22 protein-coding genes, 1 pseudogene and 2 CRISPR repeat arrays (1 of these 25 running past the window's edge) are annotated in these 20,244 nt (G+C 38.0%); of the genes and pseudogenes, 13 read left to right on the top strand and 10 right to left on the bottom strand.

From position 1 onward, the window contains the following. Positions 1-80: 80 nt before the first annotated feature. A complete protein-coding gene (locus NOS7107_RS14010) occupies positions 81-635 on the bottom strand; it encodes a pentapeptide repeat-containing protein (protein WP_015113631.1) in 555 nt (184 codons plus the stop codon). A gap of 258 nt (positions 636-893) precedes the next feature. On the opposite strand from NOS7107_RS14010, the gene NOS7107_RS14015 reads away from it, so the two are divergent. After that, positions 894-1,823, top strand: a complete 930-nt coding sequence (locus NOS7107_RS14015) for a hypothetical protein (protein ID WP_015113632.1) — start codon at positions 894-896, stop codon at positions 1,821-1,823. 65 nt (positions 1,824-1,888) lie between these two features. Beyond that, on the top strand, positions 1,889-2,632 hold the full coding sequence (locus NOS7107_RS14020) for an isoprenyl transferase (RefSeq protein ID WP_015113633.1): 744 nt from the start codon (positions 1,889-1,891) through the stop codon (positions 2,630-2,632). Positions 2,633-3,087: 455 nt separating this feature from the next. On the opposite strand, the gene NOS7107_RS14025 is transcribed toward NOS7107_RS14020, so the two are convergent. Next, positions 3,088-3,633 (bottom strand): hypothetical protein, encoded by a 546-nt coding sequence (locus NOS7107_RS14025; RefSeq protein WP_015113634.1) that lies wholly within the window; start codon positions 3,631-3,633, stop codon positions 3,088-3,090. A 363-nt stretch (positions 3,634-3,996) separates the two neighbouring features. On the opposite strand from NOS7107_RS14025, the gene cas10 reads away from it, so the two are divergent. Genes cas10 through NOS7107_RS14070 form a run of 9 tightly spaced genes read left to right on the top strand, consistent with a single transcriptional unit; the run spans position 3,997 to position 13,027 of the window. Continuing rightward, entirely contained in the window at positions 3,997-6,399 is a 2,403-nt protein-coding gene (gene cas10 / locus NOS7107_RS14030) for a type III-B CRISPR-associated protein Cas10/Cmr2 (protein ID WP_015113635.1), read from the top strand. Next, positions 6,399-7,112, top strand: a complete 714-nt coding sequence (locus NOS7107_RS14035) for an RAMP superfamily CRISPR-associated protein (protein WP_015113636.1) — start codon at positions 6,399-6,401, stop codon at positions 7,110-7,112. Before cas10 ends, NOS7107_RS14035 begins: the two co-directional genes overlap by 1 nt. Continuing rightward, positions 7,109-8,386, top strand: coding sequence for a CRISPR-associated RAMP protein Csx10 (gene csx10, locus NOS7107_RS14040; protein WP_015113637.1), 1,278 nt, complete (start codon positions 7,109-7,111; stop codon positions 8,384-8,386). Before NOS7107_RS14035 ends, csx10 begins: the two co-directional genes overlap by 4 nt. Next, on the top strand, positions 8,383-8,892 hold the full coding sequence (locus NOS7107_RS14045) for a hypothetical protein (protein ID WP_015113638.1): 510 nt from the start codon (positions 8,383-8,385) through the stop codon (positions 8,890-8,892). The genes csx10 and NOS7107_RS14045 overlap by 4 nt, the downstream gene beginning before the upstream one ends. Before the next feature lie 5 nt (positions 8,893-8,897). Further along, positions 8,898-9,809: a CRISPR-associated RAMP protein Csx7 gene (gene csx7 / locus NOS7107_RS14050; RefSeq protein ID WP_015113639.1), complete on the top strand. Its 912-nt coding sequence runs from the start codon at positions 8,898-8,900 to the stop codon at positions 9,807-9,809. A 10-nt stretch (positions 9,810-9,819) separates the two neighbouring features. Next, entirely contained in the window at positions 9,820-10,797 is a 978-nt protein-coding gene (locus NOS7107_RS14055; protein ID WP_015113640.1) for an RAMP superfamily CRISPR-associated protein, read from the top strand. Beyond that, positions 10,794-11,249, top strand: coding sequence for a hypothetical protein (locus NOS7107_RS14060; RefSeq protein ID WP_015113641.1), 456 nt, complete (start codon positions 10,794-10,796; stop codon positions 11,247-11,249). The genes NOS7107_RS14055 and NOS7107_RS14060 overlap by 4 nt, the downstream gene beginning before the upstream one ends. A gap of 11 nt (positions 11,250-11,260) precedes the next feature. Further along, entirely contained in the window at positions 11,261-12,349 is a 1,089-nt protein-coding gene (locus tag NOS7107_RS14065; RefSeq protein WP_015113642.1) for an RAMP superfamily CRISPR-associated protein, read from the top strand. Positions 12,350-12,373: 24 nt separating this feature from the next. Continuing rightward, entirely contained in the window at positions 12,374-13,027 is a 654-nt protein-coding gene (locus NOS7107_RS14070) for a hypothetical protein (protein WP_015113643.1), read from the top strand. Between the two features lie 15 nt (positions 13,028-13,042). Here NOS7107_RS14070 and NOS7107_RS14075 read toward each other — a convergent pair whose 3' ends face one another. From NOS7107_RS14075 to cas1, 8 genes are all read right to left on the bottom strand, one after another. Next, positions 13,043-13,855: a hypothetical protein gene (locus NOS7107_RS14075; protein ID WP_015113644.1), complete on the bottom strand. Its 813-nt coding sequence runs from the start codon at positions 13,853-13,855 to the stop codon at positions 13,043-13,045. A 114-nt stretch (positions 13,856-13,969) separates the two neighbouring features. Beyond that, positions 13,970-14,308, bottom strand: coding sequence for a XisI protein (locus NOS7107_RS14080; protein ID WP_015113645.1), 339 nt, complete (start codon positions 14,306-14,308; stop codon positions 13,970-13,972). Positions 14,309-14,371: 63 nt separating this feature from the next. Next, positions 14,372-14,901: direct repeats of the CRISPR family, unit length 34 nt; unit sequence TTTCCATCCCCGTGAGGGGTAATTAATTGAAAAC. Positions 14,902-15,195: 294 nt separating this feature from the next. Further along, on the bottom strand, positions 15,196-16,311 hold the full coding sequence (gene cas6, locus NOS7107_RS14085; RefSeq protein ID WP_015113646.1) for a CRISPR-associated endoribonuclease Cas6: 1,116 nt from the start codon (positions 16,309-16,311) through the stop codon (positions 15,196-15,198). A gap of 155 nt (positions 16,312-16,466) precedes the next feature. Beyond that, positions 16,467-16,697 (bottom strand): hypothetical protein, encoded by a 231-nt coding sequence (locus tag NOS7107_RS14090; RefSeq protein WP_015113647.1) that lies wholly within the window; start codon positions 16,695-16,697, stop codon positions 16,467-16,469. Between the two features lie 121 nt (positions 16,698-16,818). Further along, a complete protein-coding gene (locus tag NOS7107_RS14095) occupies positions 16,819-17,124 on the bottom strand; it encodes a hypothetical protein (protein WP_015113648.1) in 306 nt (101 codons plus the stop codon). A gap of 92 nt (positions 17,125-17,216) precedes the next feature. Next, positions 17,217-17,486, bottom strand: coding sequence for a hypothetical protein (locus NOS7107_RS14100; RefSeq protein WP_015113649.1), 270 nt, complete (start codon positions 17,484-17,486; stop codon positions 17,217-17,219). A 128-nt stretch (positions 17,487-17,614) separates the two neighbouring features. Next, positions 17,615-17,893 (bottom strand): CRISPR-associated endonuclease Cas2, encoded by a 279-nt coding sequence (gene cas2, locus NOS7107_RS14105; protein ID WP_015113650.1) that lies wholly within the window; start codon positions 17,891-17,893, stop codon positions 17,615-17,617. Next, positions 17,893-18,933, bottom strand: a complete 1,041-nt coding sequence (gene cas1, locus NOS7107_RS14110) for a CRISPR-associated endonuclease Cas1 (protein WP_015113651.1) — start codon at positions 18,931-18,933, stop codon at positions 17,893-17,895. The genes cas2 and cas1 overlap by 1 nt, the downstream gene beginning before the upstream one ends. A gap of 360 nt (positions 18,934-19,293) precedes the next feature. Here cas1 and NOS7107_RS14115 point away from each other — a divergent pair, with 360 nt between their 5' ends. Continuing rightward, a complete protein-coding gene (locus tag NOS7107_RS14115) occupies positions 19,294-19,530 on the top strand; it encodes a type II toxin-antitoxin system Phd/YefM family antitoxin (RefSeq protein ID WP_015113652.1) in 237 nt (78 codons plus the stop codon). Next, a pseudogene (locus NOS7107_RS27860) lies at positions 19,527-19,889 on the top strand (type II toxin-antitoxin system VapC family toxin); the annotation flags it as partial. The gene NOS7107_RS14115 and the pseudogene NOS7107_RS27860, both read left to right, overlap by 4 nt. Before the next feature lie 17 nt (positions 19,890-19,906). Further along, positions 19,907-20,244: a CRISPR direct-repeat array (repeat unit 35 nt; unit sequence GTTTCCATCCCCGTGAGGGGTAAGTGATTTAAAAC) (it continues 1,468 nt past the right edge of the window).

The following is a 20,244-nucleotide window of genomic DNA, read 5'->3' on the forward strand; positions in this document are numbered from 1 at the left end:
ACTGCTTCACAGAAGCCAGATCCACGTAGCGGCTCGCAGGAAAGCCTATTGTCTCCTGCGAGGTACTTTTATCAAGCTACTCAGTCGTGAACTTTGCCATCAGGCATCATTGTTCCTGCCAATTCGGTTCTCCGCATATTGGCCTCGTAGATATCTGCGCCTCTTAAATCTGCTTGATCTAGATCAGCTCCGTCTAGGTCTGCCTTACGGAGCTTTGCCCCCTTTAAGTTAGCTCCAGTCAGATCCGCTCCCCTAAGATCAGCTCCAGTAAGATTCGTCTTACCTAAGTTTGCTCCCTTCAAGTTAGCTCCACCTAGTTTGACATAGCTCAAATCTGCACCACTTAGATTTGCGTTAGTTAAGTCTGCGCCACTCAGGTCTGCACCAACCATTTCTGCACTAGTTAAGCACACTTCAATCATTCGCGCATCAGCAAGGGTTGCCTGATTCAATTTCGCTTGACTAATATGTGCATGAGTCAGATTCGCTCCCTTTAAGTTTGCACCAATCAAGTGCGCTCCCTCTAGGTGTGCGCCAATCAAATTTGCATTAGTCAGGCAGACCTGAACTAAGTTGACGTTACTAAAGTCCCTTTCTCCTGCTGCATAACGGCTCAAAAGTTCTTGATTATCCATAAAAAAAATAAATTTTTGGTTTTTTAAAGTTAAGTAAATCTTATCATTTAAATTATCAGCTTACTGTTAACTAATGTAAATAATTCTCAATTATGGACAAAACAGTATATTTTGTTGTGAAATGCGATCGCCAAGCAAAGACGACTTTTTTACCTACCTCTTGCAACAGCATCAGATAAAACTGCCGACTTTCACCGACTGACAAAAGAAAGGGCGATCGCTTAGGCTATTGGGCGTAGAGTAGAAAGTATAAAAAATATGGTTAACATTACCAGCCCACCAATAGAAGATTTAGCAGCCCAAAGCTATGCCAGCCCTAACTATTGGCAAACACAACACCGTCTAAGTTCACTAATAGATAACTACGTAGCTGTCGAAAAATTACATGACCGCATACAAGATTTATCGATACAATTTACTAACCCTCAGCCGCGTCCTTGGAAACCCATTGATTGGCAAGCCATCAACCGTAATCAAATCATCGGTATAGCACCAGAAGTATTTTTATCTATTTTGATAGGTGCAATGGATACAGAAGCACCTATTCGCGGTTACACCCAAACCAGTCGCCAGTATTTAGAAAAATTACATCCTCAGATGGCGCGGTTTGTTGGTGGAACAGTGAATGAAGACGGCGAACTCCAAGAAATTGGTTTGTGGGAAAAAGAAGAACGCCAGCACACACCTGCATTATTAAAGGTTTACACCCAACTAACAGGTGAAAAAATCATCCCCAAACACCGTACTGTGAGAGGCTACCTCCCCACCGATGACCCCCAAGAAGACTTATATCGCCACGGTTTACATCGCGTAGCCACAGAATATGGTGCAACCTGTCTTTACTTGTGGATGATGGCGCACACAACCGGCGCACTCTACGACGTTCTAGAAGAACTCGCCAAAGACGAAATCAACCACATGACCAAATTCTGGGGCTTTGGAGTCTGGGCTTACCCCAACACAGGATTCCTTCGTATCACCAAAACCCTAATTAAAACCCGTTCCCAAAACTATCAACGTAACAACCTCATGCGTACTCTGCGCCGCATGATGAATACACTCAACTGGAACGCCTGGACACTCACCAACAAAACCACCCTTCTTTACACCTTCACCCGCACCATGCACCACCTCTGGAAATGGCACAACACCCTTACCCCAGAGTATTTAGAGAACCTTTTGAAATAATAATCATCTTTCGCGCCCTTCTTTGCGCGAACCCTGAATAAATCCCCTCATCAACATTAAAAACCATGAATTTCCCCCACGACCTCAACCCCGAAAAAATCCCCCAACACGTAGCCGTCATTATGGATGGTAACGGTAGATGGGCAACCAGCCGAGGACTACCCCGCATAGCCGGACATCGCCAAGGGGCAAAAACCCTCAAACAACTATTACGTTACTGCAAAGATTGGGGAATTAAAGCCCTCACCGCCTACGCCTTCTCTACCGAAAATTGGCAACGTCCCATTGAAGAAGTAGACTTTCTTATGCGCTTAATTGAGCGATTTCTGCGCCGGGAATTAGCGCAAATGCACCAAGAAGGCATCAAAATTTCCTTTATTGGTGATTTATCAGCCTTACCTCCATCTCTGCAAAAACAAATAGCGCATTCAATGATAGAGACATCCAATAATCAAGCAATTCATTTTACCCTTGCTGTCAATTACGGTAGCCGCAACGAAATTACTAGAGCCTGTCGTCAAGTAGCAGAACTCGTGGAACAAGGCAAAATCAATGCAGCCGCAGTTAATGAAACCCTGATAGAACAACACCTCTACACAGTAGACACTCCCGCACCCGATTTACTGATTCGGACTAGTGGAGAGATGCGGTTGAGTAATTTTCTACTGTGGCAAATGGCGTATACAGAGATGTACTTTGCTGATGTTCTCTGGCCTGATTTTGATCAAGAAGCGTTTCATCAGGCTTTGTTGAGTTACCAACAACGCGATCGCCGTTTTGGTAAAGTCAAACCTCTATTTTCAGCCTAACACCCAAGTGCGATCGCTGCCTTGACTTTTGCCAATGTTCCTTGTTCCAAAAGGGTAAGCAATTACGTGCTAGAAGTCTAGCAAATCAAAATTGTCGGGTGTATGCAACATAACGTGTAGGGGGATTGGGGTAAAATAATTGCGATCGCCCTCACCAAAACTCAGCAAGCATTAGTTTTCTAAAGAACTAATTCTGCAAATACTTTGCCAGCAATCCCTTACCCTCATCTAGAACCACTAACGCCAAGAAAGTTAGTTATTGCCTTAATAAAAACCTCTTGTTGGTTTCTGACAGCAGTAAATGTTAAGTAGGGTGTGTTACAGCTTTAGCACCGACGAATCTAGCGTAGCTTTCCCAAATTACGTTACTCTCCCATTTGAGTTTTTTGTTGATGCTCGCTTAACTTTTAAGACAGTTGCTAAAGTATTTTTATTGTTACTTTATCAATAACCTCTTATCTATCTTCATAAATAAAAGTAGAAAGAATAGCAAAAATGTCAGAAATCAGGCGAAGGGGACTGGTGGATACAGAATACCACCTATATGTGTTTAGTAAGTCCCAGTGATTTTTTTGTAATACCTGACTATCACCATAAGTATAGATAATAATGGGACTTCTCTGTCTTTTTGCTTCATTAAATACGGCTTCAAAGTAATTAAAATCATTTCCAACTCCTAAAATTATAAGACTTCCATGATTTATATTACTGATTTGCATAATATTAGTATTAGGAATTAATATAGGTTCTACTTTTTTAAATAAAGGATTCTTTTGAATTTCTGCAAATTCAGCACTCATATCCCTATTACATTTATTGGGTGGGTCGAATATCTTAATTTTTCTCTCCAAATTTTTAAATAATATTCTTTCTCGCTTAAAGATAATATCGAGAAATTTGTAAGTGGTAAATGAACCAACAGCTATTGAAGAAAAGATTGTTAAAATACCAATTAACAAATCAAGATTACTTAGATTTTGATAAATTGTTTGCCCATTCATACTCTTTATTCGACTAAAAAGTGTATTTGGTACCTGAGTCTCATCCAGCTAATTAGTAAATTAAAGCATAAAGACTTTATCAGTATAAATTTAATAATATCTGCTTTACATATAGCGATATAAAGTATCAATAGAATATATAAATTAACATTCATTCCTATAAGTTGATTGATTTTTATCAGAGAAAAATATTTGTAACTCACTAGGGGCAAAACATAAAATATTTTCATTTTGACTGGAAACTCAGTATGAGTTAGTGTAGATACTTAAAAGATAAAAATATTACCTACTAACAAAGTCTATCGGATTGCAAAATAAGTACTGACAGGTAGTTAATAACCTCTAAATGCCTGATTTAACAACATGAATGACGAATCTCGCACGCGCATAATTACTGCTCTAGCCTGGTGTCTCGCTTGGGACAAAAGGCACAATCTCAATCAGGATGAACTCAGTACCCTGCATCAAATGCGACAGGCATTGCAAAAAGGGCAGGATGTACCAGAAAGCATAAAACCTTTTGTTCAACAGGCACAGCGCCTATATGAGACTTTTAAAGACTGTACTCCCAAAACACTGAATGAGTTAAAAGGAAAGGAGGATTACTTAAAACTTTGGGAGGATAAAATACGCATTGGCTTAGTTTATGGTGGTGCGACAAAGATTAAACAATATGTTTTTGAAGCAGCGAAGCTTCATGATATACGTGGTGCTTCAGCACTGCTTGACCAGATAAATTTGGTTGATTTACGTATATTTTTTGCTGATTATTGTGAGGAAAGTTTAAGTTTAATTACTGTAACTTTAATTGAGGATATCGAGAAGTGGCTAGATACTAATTTTCCTAATTTAAGAAAAGCTTTAATTCCTGAGCTAATTATTTATTCTACAGGTGGTAATATTCTGGCATTTTGTCCAGCAGCATTTGTTGATGATTTAGCGAATGCTATTGAAAAACGCTATACTCATGAAACTTTAACAGCTAATTCCTGTGCCGTTGGGGATACTTTTAAGTTATTAGAATTTCGATTTGGTTTGTTGCAAGACAAAATAGAAGATACTTTCTGGTTTGATGAGTACGAGAATAACCAAGGAAATTCCATAGTCCAAGCTTATTTTGACCAGTCAGAAGTTAGCGATCCTTTTGAAAGGTTCCAAAATCGTAAGAATTTTAACGAGCTGGTGGGAAAATTAGCAAATCAGTTCACACAAAGACGCAACGGTAATAAACTACCCAAAAAAGAACCAACAGACAAAGAACGTCTAAGTCGCTGCTATCCACCGATATTTGAAACTCATCCATATCTGCAACGGGATGAAAGCGATCGCCGTTCTGCAATTATGAGAGTAGAGTTACCAAATAGTAGTTTTTTGTCGGAACCTCTGGCGCGAAAACGCTTGGTAGGAGAGATTGCTAAACGCGAAAGTTCTCACGATTGGTATGACAAGGCAAACTTAGAATGGAGACCTTTCGATATTTGGATTCCTAGCTGGGTAAATAAGTTTGAGGATTTTCTTAATAAAGATAAGAATCAACAATTAGCTAATCGATATTATGGTAATGTCAATGAAAAAGTAGAAGAAGCGCGTTCTTTGAGAGAAATTGCATCAGCTAGTAAGCCATCAGGATTTGTGGCTTATATCTATGCTGATGGTAACAATATGGGTGGTTATATTCGTCAAAAAATTAAAACACCACAAGATTATCGACTTTTTAGTGAAGATATTTTTGAGGCTACAGAGCAATCTGTTTACAAAGCTTTAGCTCAATATTTACATCCTTATCAATATACACCTGATGCTAAATCTAGCAGAACTAACAAAGAACCTGTTTGGATTCATCCTTTTGAAATTATTACTATTGGTGGTGATGATGTATTGCTAGTCGTTCCAGCAAATAAGGCTTTAGAAATTTCTAAAGCTATTGGTGATGAGTTTGAAGAACATTTGTGGAGGACTGGCCGTTATTCATTAGAGCCAACAACACCTAATTTATTAGCTCATCGCTACACCACAGAGAATGTACCGCCAGTTTCAAAATGCCTGTTGAGTATGTCAACTGGGGTATTGATTACAGCACAGGATACGCCAATTTATTATGCAGACAAACTGGTAAGTCAACTACTAAAATCGGCAAAGAAGTATGCGAAGGAATTAAAGAAAGACCACAAATATTATGGTGGAACAGTTGATTTTTTGGTGATGAAAGCTGTAACGATGATTTCCTCGAATATTAAGGAGTTTCGAGAACAGGGATTAATCAAAAATAAAGATGGAGAATCTAAGTTAAAGCTGTATGCTTCTCCCTACACCTTATATGAATTGGGAGGACTTATAGAAACTGCTAAAGCATTTAAAAAAGCCGAATTTCCCCGTTCTCAACTTTACCAAATTCGCAGTTTACTAGAACGAGGTAAGCGTACAGCTATCCTTAACTATCGTTATTTTCGGATTCGACTAACTAATGAAGCAGCTAAACAAGAATTAAAAGATAAATTTGAATCGGCTTGGTGTGATGCACTTACAAATAATGGGAATATAGCACCTTGGTTATCTGATATTGCTAGTATTCGCCGTAACTTATTACTACTAATTTTCCTAGAGGCTTTACCTCCAGAAGAATTCCGAACGCACTATGTAGTTCTAACTTTGCTCAAAAAATATACTTATGAAACCATTTGGCGAGAATTAGTTGATTTGTATCCATTTATTGCTGAAGAAACAGAATCTCTTACCGAAAAAGCAACTACACCAGAGGTAAGTTAATGATTTATTTAGATAGCCTTTCTGCTGTTGAAACTGATACTATCCAACTTAAAGCTGTAATTGATACTGCATTGTGTGTGGGTGCGGGTGGTTCCTCTGGTTCATTGGCTGATAAACCCATCGTTCGCAATGCACAAGGACAACTTATCATACCTGGTTCGCAACTCAAAGGAAGATTGCGTCATGAATGCGAAAAGCTGGCACGTAGTCTAGGATGGCAAATATTTTCTGCACCTTCAGCCACATCACTTTGTCCGACTGAAGAACAAGTATCGAGTCAGTTTAGAAACGATTATCAAATTGAAGGCTACAAAGGATATCACTGTTTTGTTTCTCAGATATTTGGCGATCCAATTTTACCTTCACGGGTAATTGTTGATGACTTGATTTGTTCTTTTGCAGCAGGAGATTTAGAAGAAGTTTTGCGTCCTGGTGTGACAATTAACCGCAGAAGACGCACCGCAGAGGAGAAAAAATTGTATTTGTTAGAAACTTCTCCAGTCAATACTCAATTAAGTTTTATAGGAGAAATTCATCTGTTACCAAATCACCCAAATTATGCCAAACCTTTAATAGTTGCAGCCTTACATCATATTCACGCCTTGGGTGGTAGCAAATCTGCGGGGTTAGGATGGTTGCATTGGGAAGGACTACCGCAGATTTCTAGCGATGATCCTGTTTGGTCAAGTTTATTACCAAAGGCGGAATCATGACACGACTGGAATTAACTATCACAGCTTTATCTCCCCTCGCACCAGGACGACAAAAACCCGGAGGTTCCGTGAGTGAGGTGGAAAATTATATTTCTGGTTCGGTGTTGCGGGGTGCGATCGCTTCCCAAATTTTACAACTATCTGGTCAGCATTCAGCAAATTTGGCGGAAGATGGTGGTAATTTTCAAACTCTATTTTTAGGGGAGAATCCCGCGATTTTTGGGAATGCTTACCCCGCAGTTGCGAAAATAGACGATAAATCGATAGTTGTAAATCAGCCAATCAAGGTTTTACCTGCAACGGCTGTTAGTTCCAAAACCAATCCAGGCTTTACTTCCAGTCGCGGCGGACATGGAGTCTTTGATACTCTCATCGATGCTTTTTGTGCAGCAGCCTATAATCAACCTTACGACCCCAGCGACCCAAAAGCGATCGCACAAGGAACAAACCCTCAAGTCGAAACTTACAATAGTTTTTACAGCAAAGTAAAAGATAAATATTATAGCCACGATGCAACTAGCCGCTTTTTAACACGAGTGGGAATTAATCGTCGTCGCGCCACTGCGGAAGAAGAAATCCTTTATAGCGTGCAAGTTTTAAATGAGTCTTTTTTGAAAAATACTAAGACAGATGAATGGGATAAGGTCGTATTCCGTAGTTTTGTTGTTGTTCCCAATGAATCTTTAGCTGAAGCGTTGCAAAGATTCATCGAGAATAATTCTTGCATCTTCCGTATTGGTGGTTCGGCTTCTAGAGGTTTAGGTAAGGTCGAAATTAAAGTCAGCAAAGGACAATCACCAGCGAAAAGCATTAAATCTCGAATTGATGAATTTAACGAAGCATTAAAAACTAGGTGGAAACTTTGGTCTATTTTTTGTCAACCTCAACATGATTTATTAACAGGTCGAACTTATTTCACTCTTGATTTACAATCTGATGCTATTCTTACCGAGAATTGGCAACGCACAACGGTAGTTTCAGCCGAAATGTTAAAGGATTTCGCCAAAGTTGATTCATCGCTAGAAATGCACCTTGCTTATAGCAGCTATGAATATCGTTCTGGCTGGAATTCTGCTTGGGGGTTGATGAAAGATGTGGAACTTGTCACTACGAAAGGTTCTGTGTATTTGTTTAGTACAACAGAACCAGAAAAATGGTATACAGCGCTAGAGGATTTGGAAAATAAAGGAATAGGCGATCGCACCTGTGAAGGTTTTGGCCAAGTAGAAGTTTGTAACGAGTTTCATCAAATATTTCGGGAGGATGCAAAATGACTCAGATATTAGATCCACAGGTGGCGTTGAAGGTGCAAAAAGCAATTTATCAAGCTGAAGATGATTTAGTGATTGCAATTGAAACAGCTTTAGATAATTGTGAATATATTAAAACGGGCGATAAAAAACTAGAAGAATCACAATTTAATAATTTGCTGAGAGTTGCTGACACAACTGATAGTCCAGAAGTAATTAAAAATTTTATTTGTTATCAAGTTGGTAGAGATGAAAAATGGGGACGAGGTAGAAATTCTCTTGCAGCTAAAATCATTCAAGATATCGATATTTATTTAAAAACAAGAGCTAATCAAATTGTTACAGATAATCCAGGTGCCGATTTGAAATATATCTGGATACAACTTATCCGTCGTTATATTGGTTACGGTTCACGTTATTTAAAATATCTCAATGAAGTGAAAAAAAATTCAAATTCATCTGTTGTTAACCCTCGAAATGTAGAAGGAAATCGAGACACAGCAGACACAAGTAATAAAAATGGTAATTAGTTATTATGTTTGATACTTTTAAGAATCGTTTAGAAATAACAGGAAAACTCTCTAGTGTTACTGCATTACGGATTAGTGCTGGTCGTTCTACCGAGCCAATTGGGGCTGATTTACCTGTAATTAAAGACGCATTAGAACAACCATTCATTCCTGGTTCTAGCTTCAAAGGCGCATTGCGATCGCGCCTTGAAAGTTTCTTGCGAGGAATTGATACGAGTCTGGCTGCAAATCCGGCAATTGAAGCAGAATGGTCTATTACAAATGAACGCATGAACGGTAAAACTGGTATTAAAGTAGAGGTAGAAAATGAACTAAAAAATTATCCAGAAAATGAGCGCGCTGCTAGAAGAGACATAATTCTTACAGATAAAATTCTCTATGAAACTGATTTAATTTCTCATCTTTTTGGTTCATCTTGGATTGCTAGTAAATTTCAAGTGCGAGATTTAACAATAGTACCCGGTACATGGTTTGGACAATATCAAGAAAGAGATGGGGTAGCAATTGACCGTGATACAGAAACAGCAGCAGAGGGAAAACTTTACAATTTTCAAGTAGTTCCGTCTGGTACAAGCTTTGATTTAAAAATAGTAGTAGAGAACGCAGAAAAATGGGAATTAGGTTTACTGATGATTGGCTTACATCAATTTGAAAGCGAACAAATCCCGCTAGGCGGCGGACGTTCTCGCGGTTTGGGTGTTGTAAATTTAAAAATTGATAAAATGCAATGGTTTGAGACTGAAAATGATGCGGAAAAGCTTTTAAATTATCTGCAAAATCAAGTCACAGGAAACATGAGTAACTATCAATACGGAGAAGAAAAAATAGAAATACTCAAGAAAGAATGGACGCAAGCTTTAATTTGGTATTTACGATGCTTAATACCTGGAACTTCTGTAACTCAAACCTCAACTTAAAAATATAACCATGCACAAGCGATTAGTTAACCACTGCACAATTGATTTCAGCATCATTCCTGTCGAGCCAATTTTAATTAAATCGGGAAAAGAAGGTGCAGACCCAACGAAGCCTAACATGGAATTTGTAGAGACTTACCATGCTGGTGGACGTTCAGTTTACCTTCCGGGAAGTTCGCTTAAAGGAGCAATTCGCGCTCATGCTGAACGTATTGTTAGAACGGTGGGAAGTGATAAACGTCCAACATTAGATCCCAAATCAGATAAATTTGAACTTTGGGCTGATGACCCTTTGAAAAATGAAAATTCCGAATATTACAAAAAATTACCCCCTGCTGAAATATATAAACAATCTTCTTTTACTGACCAAATATTTGGTAATACTAGCATCGCTAGTCGTATCCGTATTCAAGATGCTTATCCTACTACTTCAATACCACTTAAAATTGAAGAACGTAATGGAGTTGCAATTGACCGCGTTTTTGGTTCTGCTGTGCGCGGTGCATTATTTAATTACGAAGTTTGTACATCTGGAGATTTTCGCACAAAAATTCATTTAAAAAATTTCTCTTTGGCACATTTAGGTTTAATTGGTTTAGTCTTGCGAGATTTAGATGATGGTTGGTTTGGTATTGGTTTTGCCAAATCTCGCGGTATGGGTACAGTCAAACTGCAATATCACTCGGCTGTAGTGCAATATCCTGGCTGTGAGTTACGAGATGATAGAATCTACGCTATTGGTAAAGATTTAAATTGGTCAAATAAGTTTTTATTAGGAGCAGGAGAATTTTTACCAGGGAAAGATGAAAACCCTTATAAATTTCCTGTTGATGATAAACAAGATACTATAATCACTGCCGCAGAAATGTCTTATGGTTTTGGGGTGCAATTAACTTGGAAGGGAGAAGATGAGAGGGGTGTTCCAGATTTATTTGAACGCGCTGTTCGTCAATGGCGTGAGTTATTACCAAAAGGAGTTAGTGCATGAGTTTTGTGGGATATAAGCAAGCCTCATCTCCAGCAGAATTACGAAAATTACTTCAAGATTATTATCAGCAGCCTAGTTATTATTTTCTGCGTTGGTCACATCAAGTCAGCGGGATTAAAGCTGATTTACCAGCAAACTTTCCTAGTCCAGAAGGGCAAATGTTTAACACAGAACTAGAGCTACGCTGGAAGCAGAATAATGAGGGTTATCAAGTGTTATTTCTCGGTCGAAATCAGCCTAAATTAGAATCAAAATTTAATCCTATTGGTAAAGATTGGATAACTAGCGATCGCAAAGCTCATTTTTATGATAAAGATGAGACTAAATTTCCTAAAGGATTTACCTATCCTGAGAAACTTGCTTTAGCTTTAGGTCAACGATACTTTCAAGATGCTCAAACTTCAACTATACATTTTGTTGCTTTAACTGTCTGTAAAAACATAAAATTATAATTTTCAAAGATATGCCAAAAAACTATGACTTTGTACCCTTACCACAACAAAAACCTGATAGAGTTAATATTCAAGGAAAAGAAGGAAAGGATAAGTTTGGACATGATAAATATCAACTCAACACTCAGCGTTTTAGTGGGAAGTTATTTTTGGATTTAACAGTTGTTTCACCTTTAACTGTAAATTCAGGTATTACTGTGATGGGCAGCGATTTAGCACAACAAACTCTAGATCCTACCTCAGCTAAATATGTTGCCACAATTAGTCTAATTCAATCTTCTGTACAACAAAATCAACGACTTATAATTCCGGGTAGTTCTCTCAAAGGAGTTGTACGTTCAATATATGAAGCCATCACCAGGAGTTGTTTATGTAAAACTAATGCAAAAGTTCCTGATGGCTACAGCGAGTGTAAAGATATCTCACAACTTTGTCCAGCTTGCGTAACATTTGGTGCAATGAGTTGGCTGGGACTAGTACATTTTCATGATGCAAAATATGATCCTGATAACGATAAACCAGGCTTCCAAACAGGACTGATTACTCCTTTATTTTCACCGAAACCTGAAGCTGTTGATTTAGAAACTGGTGAAAAAATTTATTATGATAAAAATAATAAAATTCGCGGTCGCAAATTTTATCCCCATTCTTACCAAGAAGAAGTCAAACCAACAATTCGCATTCAACAAGCAGAAACAGGTAAAAAGTTCACCACTTATGTGAATTATGCCAACGTAACAAAACCACAACTAGGAACATTATTAATTGCTTTAGGACAAGACCCAGAAAACCGACTAGGATTAAAAATTGGTAGCGGTAAAGCGGTAGGAATGGGAACTATGAGGATAGATGTAGTTAGAATTGAGCAATTAAATATTAATCGCTACTTATCTTATAATTCAAACTCCTCAGCTTTAGAAGGCAATAAATTACAAACATTCATTTTAGATGCAATTAAATCTGCTAAACCTCAACCTCAAGCAACTCCAGCAAAAAATCAACTTAATAAACCTGTAGTTAAATCGGCTAATCAACCATTAGTACAACTAAAGCAGTTAGAAAAAATTAAAGCATTATTAGGATTAACAAAAAACGCATAGTAGTAATTTAAAGGATAATCAGCAGTGCAACCTAAACAATCTTTGTCAGAAGACCAGATGTGGAATACTGCTCACAATATTGCTAAAATGCTTGTTCAAGAACAACAACGCATTGAAGCAAGCAAAGATGGTATTCGCTCTCAATTAGGTAAAGTAATTGCCTACCTACGTGCAACTATTAGTCAAAATCCATCTGATAATAGCGAGCGTTTTTTTAAGTATCTAAAAACACTTGCTGATAGTAGTAAAAGTGTCAAACAAACTGATAGAACTCCTGATTATTGCCGCAGTATTAATAAAGCTTGTAATGATTATCTGAAAAATATAGAAGCAAATCCCAAAGATATATTAGAAATTTTAGGCTGGACTTTTCGCTTATTTAATTACTATAAAGTTACTCCTTTAGAGGATTTTGAAAAGCTGTCATTATCAAATAGGCAAATGGAAATACAAACAGTTGCTAAATCTCAAAAGTTGCAAAAAGGTGATGAGATAGAAGCCAACATAACAAAAATTAGTGGCAATAAAGTTACCTATCAATTATTAAATATTTTCTCTAAAACAGTAAGAGAAGCAAAACATTATACATCTTTACAAATTGGGCAAACAGTCATAGTTGAAATAACTGAAATAGAAGATGGAGTTCCCAAAAAAATTAAATATATTAAACATAAATGAATAATGAAACAAAATCTACAAATTATTTTGTCCATGCGCCACATAAGCCGCATCAGCAACCATACCTACTAAAGTAATTGCTGTATTTGCAGGTGCATAGTACCTACCCTTAAATGTAGCGTTATTAATCGCTTTGATTGCTGGTGGAGCGACGTAGATTACTAAAGTCGCTGTTTGTGGCAAAATCTGTATAAATTCATCAATAATTCGCTTGGCAGTTTCTTCTCGTTTATCACCTGGTGGCAATTCAGAAAATTTTTTACCCGCAGTATCAACAGAATTTTCTAAATCCAAAACACATACATCAGCTAAAAACTTCTGTGGAATCGTTGTTTTATTCCAAAATTTTACATTTTTAAATTCCCTAGCTACGAGTAATTTATATTCATTTGTTTCTCCATCTGATGATGGTAAATAATAATCTACAGTAGTTGAACTAATAACCCGTTCGCGTTGTAAAGTTCGTTTAACATTCCTAACTTCTTTTTTTACTAAACGGGCAATATGATTATCAATTTCTTGTTGAATAGCCTGAGTTGCAACTTCTTTAGCACTTTTTAAATTGTTACCAAACACAAAAACGACAACTCCGCCCAAAAATGCAAATACGACTAAGGTAAATTGCATTGCTGCAACAAATCTATTAAAGCTTTCACCTAGTTGACCATTTGTAGTCTTGAGAAATTCTAGCTGGCTTTTGAGTAGTTCAATATCATTGATATTTTTTGCTGGACTTACTATTGGTGAGGGTGTGACTGTAGGAGTTGGAGTTTGGGCAATAACTAAATCCCAAAGGTGGGATAAATCAATTGTAGGTAGCCAATCCATAAGTATTTTGTTGATGGCGATTACTTCTCTATTTAATCATGAGCGATCGCACACATTATTATATTCCCACTTTAACTTAAGCGATCGCACTCCCTTAACAACATTTGAACTATATTAAACAACTACTCCGTATCCTGTGTACGGCCGTTTGTATGGTGGCTGCAAACCTAACACAATATCTTCTTTTTGGACTCCCATCTCTAATAGTTCTTGTGCTAAGTCCACATCTGTCATATTCTGCTGAATCCAGATTTTATCATTTTTAATATCAAAATGAATAACAGTGTGATACACACGACTTAAACCATTCCAACCTATACGCATCAATTGATAGTGGTCGTGCATTGTATCAAATATTAATTCGTTTTCAATCTCTTCACGTTGAGGTTTATACTTACTGTGTTTTGCTAAGATTTCTTGGATAGATTGGCGGTATTGCTCTAGTTTGTCCATCTCACAATCACTTCCATAATTGGATCGTATATTATTAGTTTTAGTTGATGTCGCCGCATGATATTTCCATCCCCGTGAGGGGTAATTAATTGAAAACAGAAAACGTAAGGCACATGAACGCGATTATTCAAAGTTTCCATCCCCGTGAGGGGTAATTAATTGAAAACCCCTTATTAGGCGTGGTGCTTTTGAGAATGGGTTTTTTGTTTCCATCCCCGTGAGGGGTAATTAATTGAAAACAAATTGGAGATTTTAGACATGTCTGGACAAATTATTTCCGGTTTCCATCCCCGTGAGGGGTAATTAATTGAAAACAAGCCGGTTAAGACATAATTTTTAGCCCCCCGTGAGGGGTAATTAATTGAAAACCGGGTCTAAAGGGTATGCGTTACGTTTCCTGATAGAGTTGTTTCCATCCCCGTGAGGGGTAATTAATTGAAAACTGCAACCCCCAGATCCCATTCAGCCGGGATTAAACTTTGTTTCCATCCCCGTGAGGGGTAATTAATTGAAAACCATGCGTGAGCTGTTCGAGTTGGCTTATCAACTGACTCATAGTTTCCATCCCCGTGAGGGGTAATTAATTGAAAACCCTACCCTTTTGGAACACTTGCTATGACTGGGTTTGAAAGTGCCATTTTAGCGGGGGGTCTGATTTTACTATCAATAAACCTACTTTATTGACAATTGGATACCATCACAGACACCTCAAAGCCTTACTGAGTAAGTGATTCGCGGGGGTCAACGAAAGAATCAGGGTTTCAAGCATTGCCTTACCCCCGCGAAAAATTTGCGTGTGAAAAGTAAAAATCAAGACTTTAACTTTCACCAGGAAACGCAATATTAAGTTTTCAAGGTTCTGCTTTCTTGAAACAGAGTATACCAAACTACTCCTCAGTTTTTAAAGCGCGACGTGCCAATTTCACATAAGTTTTTACAGTTTCATAAGGCATTTCTAAATCTTCTGCCACCACCTGCAACGACTCTCCCATTTCTCGCCTTGCTAAAATTGTCGCCCATTTTGAGGCGATTTCATCTGCTCGTTCTCCACCCGTTCGTTTGCGTCGTGCTTTAAATATCTGTGTTAAATCTTCAATGCGTTTCGCCAAGACAGTTTGCACATCAGGTAAATCTTGAACCACTTGAGATGACCAACCCAAACGTGTTTGTCCCAAACCAAAAGTAGTTTTGTGACCAGTACCGCAGTAAGGTGCAAGTTTTCCTAAAGCAAAAAATAACTGCTCAAATTCTGGTTGTTTGGCTGCATCTTTAGTTAAAGCGAACTCAATAGCCCCAGTAAATCCTGTGACTGCGCCTTTTTTTCCCGCCAGCACTTTTGCGGTTGTAAGTTGACAACGTGTAATCAATACATGGTCATCTACCCAAGCCAAAAAAGCATCTTGGTCAAAAGACATTCCCGAAAAATCATTCCAGCGTCGCAGGTAGCTATGAAATACATTTACTGGCACTGGTAAAGGGAAGTGATGACCTTTGCGGCGAAAACTTGTCGGACTGAGAAATTTTAAAGCAATAGTTTCACTATGCTCAGATTCTAGAAGTTCGGCATAAGTTGTGGGAGAATGGGCAATACTAACAGACCGAATCTGCAAAGGTGCATTTTTCAAATCAAGCACCTCTGGCAAATTTCCCACCCACTGCACCATCCACTGTTGCACTCGACTAGATAAAGCTGTGAGATACCAACGATAGGAAGTGTTTGCAGATAATTTTATTTGTCTGCCACTACTGGTAATGTCTCCATTTAAGGCTGAGATAGTAAAAGGTTTCTCTGACTCCCCATCATGGAGGTAAGCAGAAAGTTCTGGGTCTTGGGAACGCACTTGTTCCAGAAACCAAGCGTGGAGTCCAATAGTGTACTGCGGGAAGAGGTCATAATCTTTTGCAGGGACTAACTCAAATTCCAAGGCAAGTAACTCTGTGTCCTGCGGCCATATAAGCTGAGACAAAGAAGTATCTACCTTTTTTTGAGAGCGTCGAGGCATAATGTTATTTGAGCCACAGTTACCCTATTTTATCTTGTTTTCATCCCCTGATGGGGATAATAAAAAATCTCTAGCAAACGGTTTAGGCGATCGCTAGAGATGAATAATAATATTGTTATGCCACGCTACAAAAACGCAGGTGTTTCGGTAGTCAATCAACTTAAAGCTTCATTCTTGGGTAAATTTCTCACTCCTTGCACATCAAAAATAATCAAAAACTTGATATTTTTGCTTGAATGTTGCAACATTTGTAAATAAGCAACTGCATCATCACGGCGACGAAATCGTGCAACAACATTAGAAATATCGCCAGCATTATCTGACAGTTGTTTATTAGATAAAATCCGAATAATGCACCAGGGATGCAGTTGCTGAAAATAGGTCATGATAACCACCTTACAAATGCTGTAAAATACCCAGAAATTCAGCTTTAAAATTGACTATCACCAAATTAGCTAATGAGTATTTCTTAAGATAGAGCAAGATGCTATTGACAAATTAATTAAGCTATGAATCATGATGATTAAAGCCTAACCAATGCAAAACCTGTTCAGGAATTTCCTCAAAATGTTCCAGCAAAAAATCCATCAAAGCCAGATGAAGTAAATCATTATGTGTGGGATAGCGTCGATTAGAGCCATTTCTAAACCAGCCTCTAACTGTTGAATCAGAACGGGAACATATCAAAGCAATTAGTTCATAACTGACAGCCCATTTCGCATAAAATTCTGTTGGTGTCATACCGAAATTCCAATTGCTATAGAGAAAAATCAGACGTTGTTCCCGCGTGGTAATTCGACGAAGATTAGACATGATAAATAAGTTAAAAGTCAAAAGGCAAAATCAAAAGTGACGTAGTAGGTTGGGTTCCACTTCGTTACACCCAACCTACATTTATTGCTTAATCAGTGCGAATCTAAATACATGATGATGATGCTTTGTTCCTCTGTATAACGCCAGTAAAACCGTTTCGCCATTGATGCAGAAGAACTCCAGAATTCGCCATCTTTACAACGATAGCGATGGGTTCTTAAACTGCGATATGCAGCCCCATTATTAGCGAAACATTCAAAAGCTTTATCGTATTGCTTGCGGTCTTTTGGGGATAATAAATCAAGTTGTTTTTGGGCTTTTGCAGCGAAAATCAAACGGAATTTAACAGCTTGAATGTGCATTCAAAAGTTTCCAAATGTGCAAACTCGACCGAAAGCGTAGAAACTGTTGCACAGGTGGAGCGCGTGCTTTTTTCTCAGCGTTCATTTTGTTATGATTTGTGTGGTTAATACTCTATTAGGTGTTGTAGCTAAACGATAAATGCTGCGTCATCTACTACAAACTCAGGTTGTGTTCCCAACACTGCGACCTTACAACGATTGTGTGCAGACATGGGGTAAAATCTAACTTGGTCTTCCCGTTTATTCACAAGTCGAAAGAGATATTTAGATAGACTTTCGTACTGCTTTTCATCTAACACACACTCAAAAACCGACTTTTGCACCCGCAAACCATAAGACTCTAAAAGTTTTGCGACTTTGTTGCGACGGGTATCACTAACAATGTCGTAGCAAACCAAATAAAACATTATCGTTTCACCAGTTTTAAAGGAACAGTTTGCGGTTTGATGGTATTGGTGAAATCAGAATTTGCAGGATGAAACTTCAACGCCAAGGGACGGTAAAATTCCACATCTCCTAGTAATGATGCAAGATATTCTCGTACCTGTAAGTCAAGACATTGACGATAACTTATTTCTCCAGCGTAAGGATGCAATACGAAAGTTCGCAGTTTTCCTTCCCAATGTTGGAGAAACTTTTGTAGAAGTTTGTGTGAGTGACTTTTACCGTTACCGTTACCATTGGTATTAGCTAGATTTCGGATAAAATTTAGCACCAAGTCATCAACCATAAGTGTGCGAAATTCTGCGGTAAAGTCCCATGCTAAAGGCAGTTCATTATGATTATTGCGATGTAAAATTGCATAATTGGGGTCGAGTCCTACCGTATTTAGCAGTGTGTAAATATATTGGTGTAGCAGTTGGTTGCCTAAATCTATCAGTCCGCTAATACGCTTACTATTGATATAAGGAGAGCCATTGTAAAAGCTGAGTAAAGCAGTCAAGGCACAGTAATAAATATTATCAGCTTCTTCGCTGTATTCGTGCAGTTCTTCGATTCCTGGTGCTACTGATAAATTATCCATCAAGAGTGTCAGATAATTTAATGCACGTTGGATTATGTAATTAGTATAATGACGAGTCCAATTTTGCAAAAAGGTATGTTGATTGTGCAGTTTTGCCCAGATAATACTTTCGGCTGTAGCACGATTAAACTCTTTATCCTGTGCGCGTCTATGTTGGTAGGTGAGATATTTTGCTTGTCGTTGGGATGGGTTTTCTAACCTCCCTAAATATTCACCAGTTTGGGTTAAATATAAGACGGGAATGTTATGTGAGCGAACAATTTGAATGACTTCTTTTGGTAAATTGATATTACCAAAGATGATAAACTGACTGAGATTGCGGATGGGAATACAAATGCGTTGAGTTTGTTGATAAAACACCTTTAAATATTGGTGTTGAATTTGGAATGTTACGTCCTGTTCAGTGATGTAAATTGTAGACATAAATTAAAACCAACTAGGTTTAGTCGTAGGTGAGAAAGTTTTCTTTCTTTACCTATATTTCAATTTTTTCATGTCGATATATGGGTTCATATTTGCGTTTAAGCAATTTTTATATGACTTGGTATATGAGTTATATGAGTTGCTCAAAAGGCATTAAAAAAAGCTGGAAATAGTATCCCAGACTTAAGCATACTTAAAACAATAAAGTGATTATTTATACTTTTTGTTGGTTTGGCCAAGCTTCGAGTTCAGCAACTTCTGAGAAATTTAACAACTCTTCTCCCCATCCAGGGGTAAAAGCACAGTCACAGGTAAAATATATGTACGCCAAGTCCCCATCCCCAAACCCCACAAACCACCATGAAACAAATTACCCTTGCAGAACTTCCCGAAACTGTCCAAAACCTAATTAACCAAGCTCAAAAAACAGGCGAACCCCTCACTATCATCCAAAATGGTGTCCCCTTCGCCATCATATCCCCCATTCAGAAAAAATCACTCCTGCAAACACTTTCTACCCTTGAACCATTGGACGAAGACTTTGCCGACGTGGACGAAGGATTATTGCCCTTAGATGATATTGAGTTTTCCAAATGAGTTATTTATACTTATTAGATACAAACATCATTTCTGAACTAATTAAAAATCCCAGAGGACTGATATTTTCCCAAATTCAAAATGTCGGAGAAGATACAGTTTGTATAAGTATTATCGTAGCTTGTGAGTCAAGATTTGGAGCAAAAAAAAAGAACTCTCAAAAGCTCATAGAAAGACTTGAAATCATCTTGGATAGTATTGAAATACTACTCCTAACTCATCCCGTAGAGGAATATTACGCAGAAATCCGCACGGATTTAGAACAGCAAGGTAAACCGATTGGCGGTAATGACTTATTAATTGCTGCCCATTCCTTAAGCCTTGGTTTAACTCTCGTTACCGACAATGTTCGCGAATTTTCCCGCGTTTCTAATTTAAAAGTAGAAAACTGGCTCAAACCTGATTTAAAACCCTAACTATTTCAGCTCATTTGTTTCAGAGTATGGCAAAACGTTTCCATCCCCGTGAGGGGTAAGTGATTTAAAACGGAGATTTGCAAAAAATAAAAAACGCTATGTCAAGTTTCCATCCCCGTGAGGGGTAAGTGATTTAAAACCTCTCTGCAAAATCAGGGAGAAGAATTGACCCCTGAGGAAGAAGCCGTTTCCATCCCCGTGAGGGGTAAGTGATTTAAAACAAGAGAGATCCACATATTTTTACAGTTGAAATTCTTGAGTTTCCATCCCCGTGAGGGGTAAGTGATTTAAAACTCTT

It is taken from the genome of Nostoc sp. PCC 7107 (genome assembly GCF_000316625.1).
Lineage (GTDB): Bacteria > Cyanobacteriota > Cyanobacteriia > Cyanobacteriales > Nostocaceae > Nostoc_B.

Bases quoted from the DNA above. Each gene is read 5' to 3' on its own strand.
- NOS7107_RS14090 (WP_015113647.1), bottom strand. From the start codon at position 16,697: ATGACCTATTTTCAGCAACTGCATCCCTGGTGCATTATTCGGATTTTA.
- cas1 (WP_015113651.1), bottom strand. From the start codon at position 18,933: ATGTCTACAATTTACATCACTGAACAGGACGTAACATTCCAAATTCAA.
- NOS7107_RS14020 (WP_015113633.1), top strand. From the start codon at position 1,889: ATGAATTTCCCCCACGACCTCAACCCCGAAAAAATCCCCCAACACGTA.
- NOS7107_RS14100 (WP_015113649.1), bottom strand. From the start codon at position 17,486: ATGCACATTCAAGCTGTTAAATTCCGTTTGATTTTCGCTGCAAAAGCC.
- cas2 (WP_015113650.1), bottom strand. From the start codon at position 17,893: ATGTTTTATTTGGTTTGCTACGACATTGTTAGTGATACCCGTCGCAAC.
- NOS7107_RS14035 (WP_015113636.1), top strand. From the start codon at position 6,399: ATGATTTATTTAGATAGCCTTTCTGCTGTTGAAACTGATACTATCCAA.
- NOS7107_RS14075 (WP_015113644.1), bottom strand. From the start codon at position 13,855: ATGGATTGGCTACCTACAATTGATTTATCCCACCTTTGGGATTTAGTT.
- NOS7107_RS14045 (WP_015113638.1), top strand. From the start codon at position 8,383: ATGACTCAGATATTAGATCCACAGGTGGCGTTGAAGGTGCAAAAAGCA.
- NOS7107_RS14095 (WP_015113648.1), bottom strand. From the start codon at position 17,124: ATGTCTAATCTTCGTCGAATTACCACGCGGGAACAACGTCTGATTTTT.
- NOS7107_RS14055 (WP_015113640.1), top strand. From the start codon at position 9,820: ATGCACAAGCGATTAGTTAACCACTGCACAATTGATTTCAGCATCATT.
- NOS7107_RS14010 (WP_015113631.1), bottom strand. From the start codon at position 635: ATGGATAATCAAGAACTTTTGAGCCGTTATGCAGCAGGAGAAAGGGAC.
- csx10 (WP_015113637.1), top strand. From the start codon at position 7,109: ATGACACGACTGGAATTAACTATCACAGCTTTATCTCCCCTCGCACCA.
- cas6 (WP_015113646.1), bottom strand. From the start codon at position 16,311: ATGCCTCGACGCTCTCAAAAAAAGGTAGATACTTCTTTGTCTCAGCTT.
- cas10 (WP_015113635.1), top strand. From the start codon at position 3,997: ATGAATGACGAATCTCGCACGCGCATAATTACTGCTCTAGCCTGGTGT.
- NOS7107_RS14080 (WP_015113645.1), bottom strand. From the start codon at position 14,308: ATGGACAAACTAGAGCAATACCGCCAATCTATCCAAGAAATCTTAGCA.
- NOS7107_RS14065 (WP_015113642.1), top strand. From the start codon at position 11,261: ATGCCAAAAAACTATGACTTTGTACCCTTACCACAACAAAAACCTGAT.
- csx7 (WP_015113639.1), top strand. From the start codon at position 8,898: ATGTTTGATACTTTTAAGAATCGTTTAGAAATAACAGGAAAACTCTCT.
- NOS7107_RS14060 (WP_015113641.1), top strand. From the start codon at position 10,794: ATGAGTTTTGTGGGATATAAGCAAGCCTCATCTCCAGCAGAATTACGA.
- NOS7107_RS14025 (WP_015113634.1), bottom strand. From the start codon at position 3,633: ATGAATGGGCAAACAATTTATCAAAATCTAAGTAATCTTGATTTGTTA.
- NOS7107_RS14115 (WP_015113652.1), top strand. From the start codon at position 19,294: ATGAAACAAATTACCCTTGCAGAACTTCCCGAAACTGTCCAAAACCTA.
- NOS7107_RS14015 (WP_015113632.1), top strand. From the start codon at position 894: ATGGTTAACATTACCAGCCCACCAATAGAAGATTTAGCAGCCCAAAGC.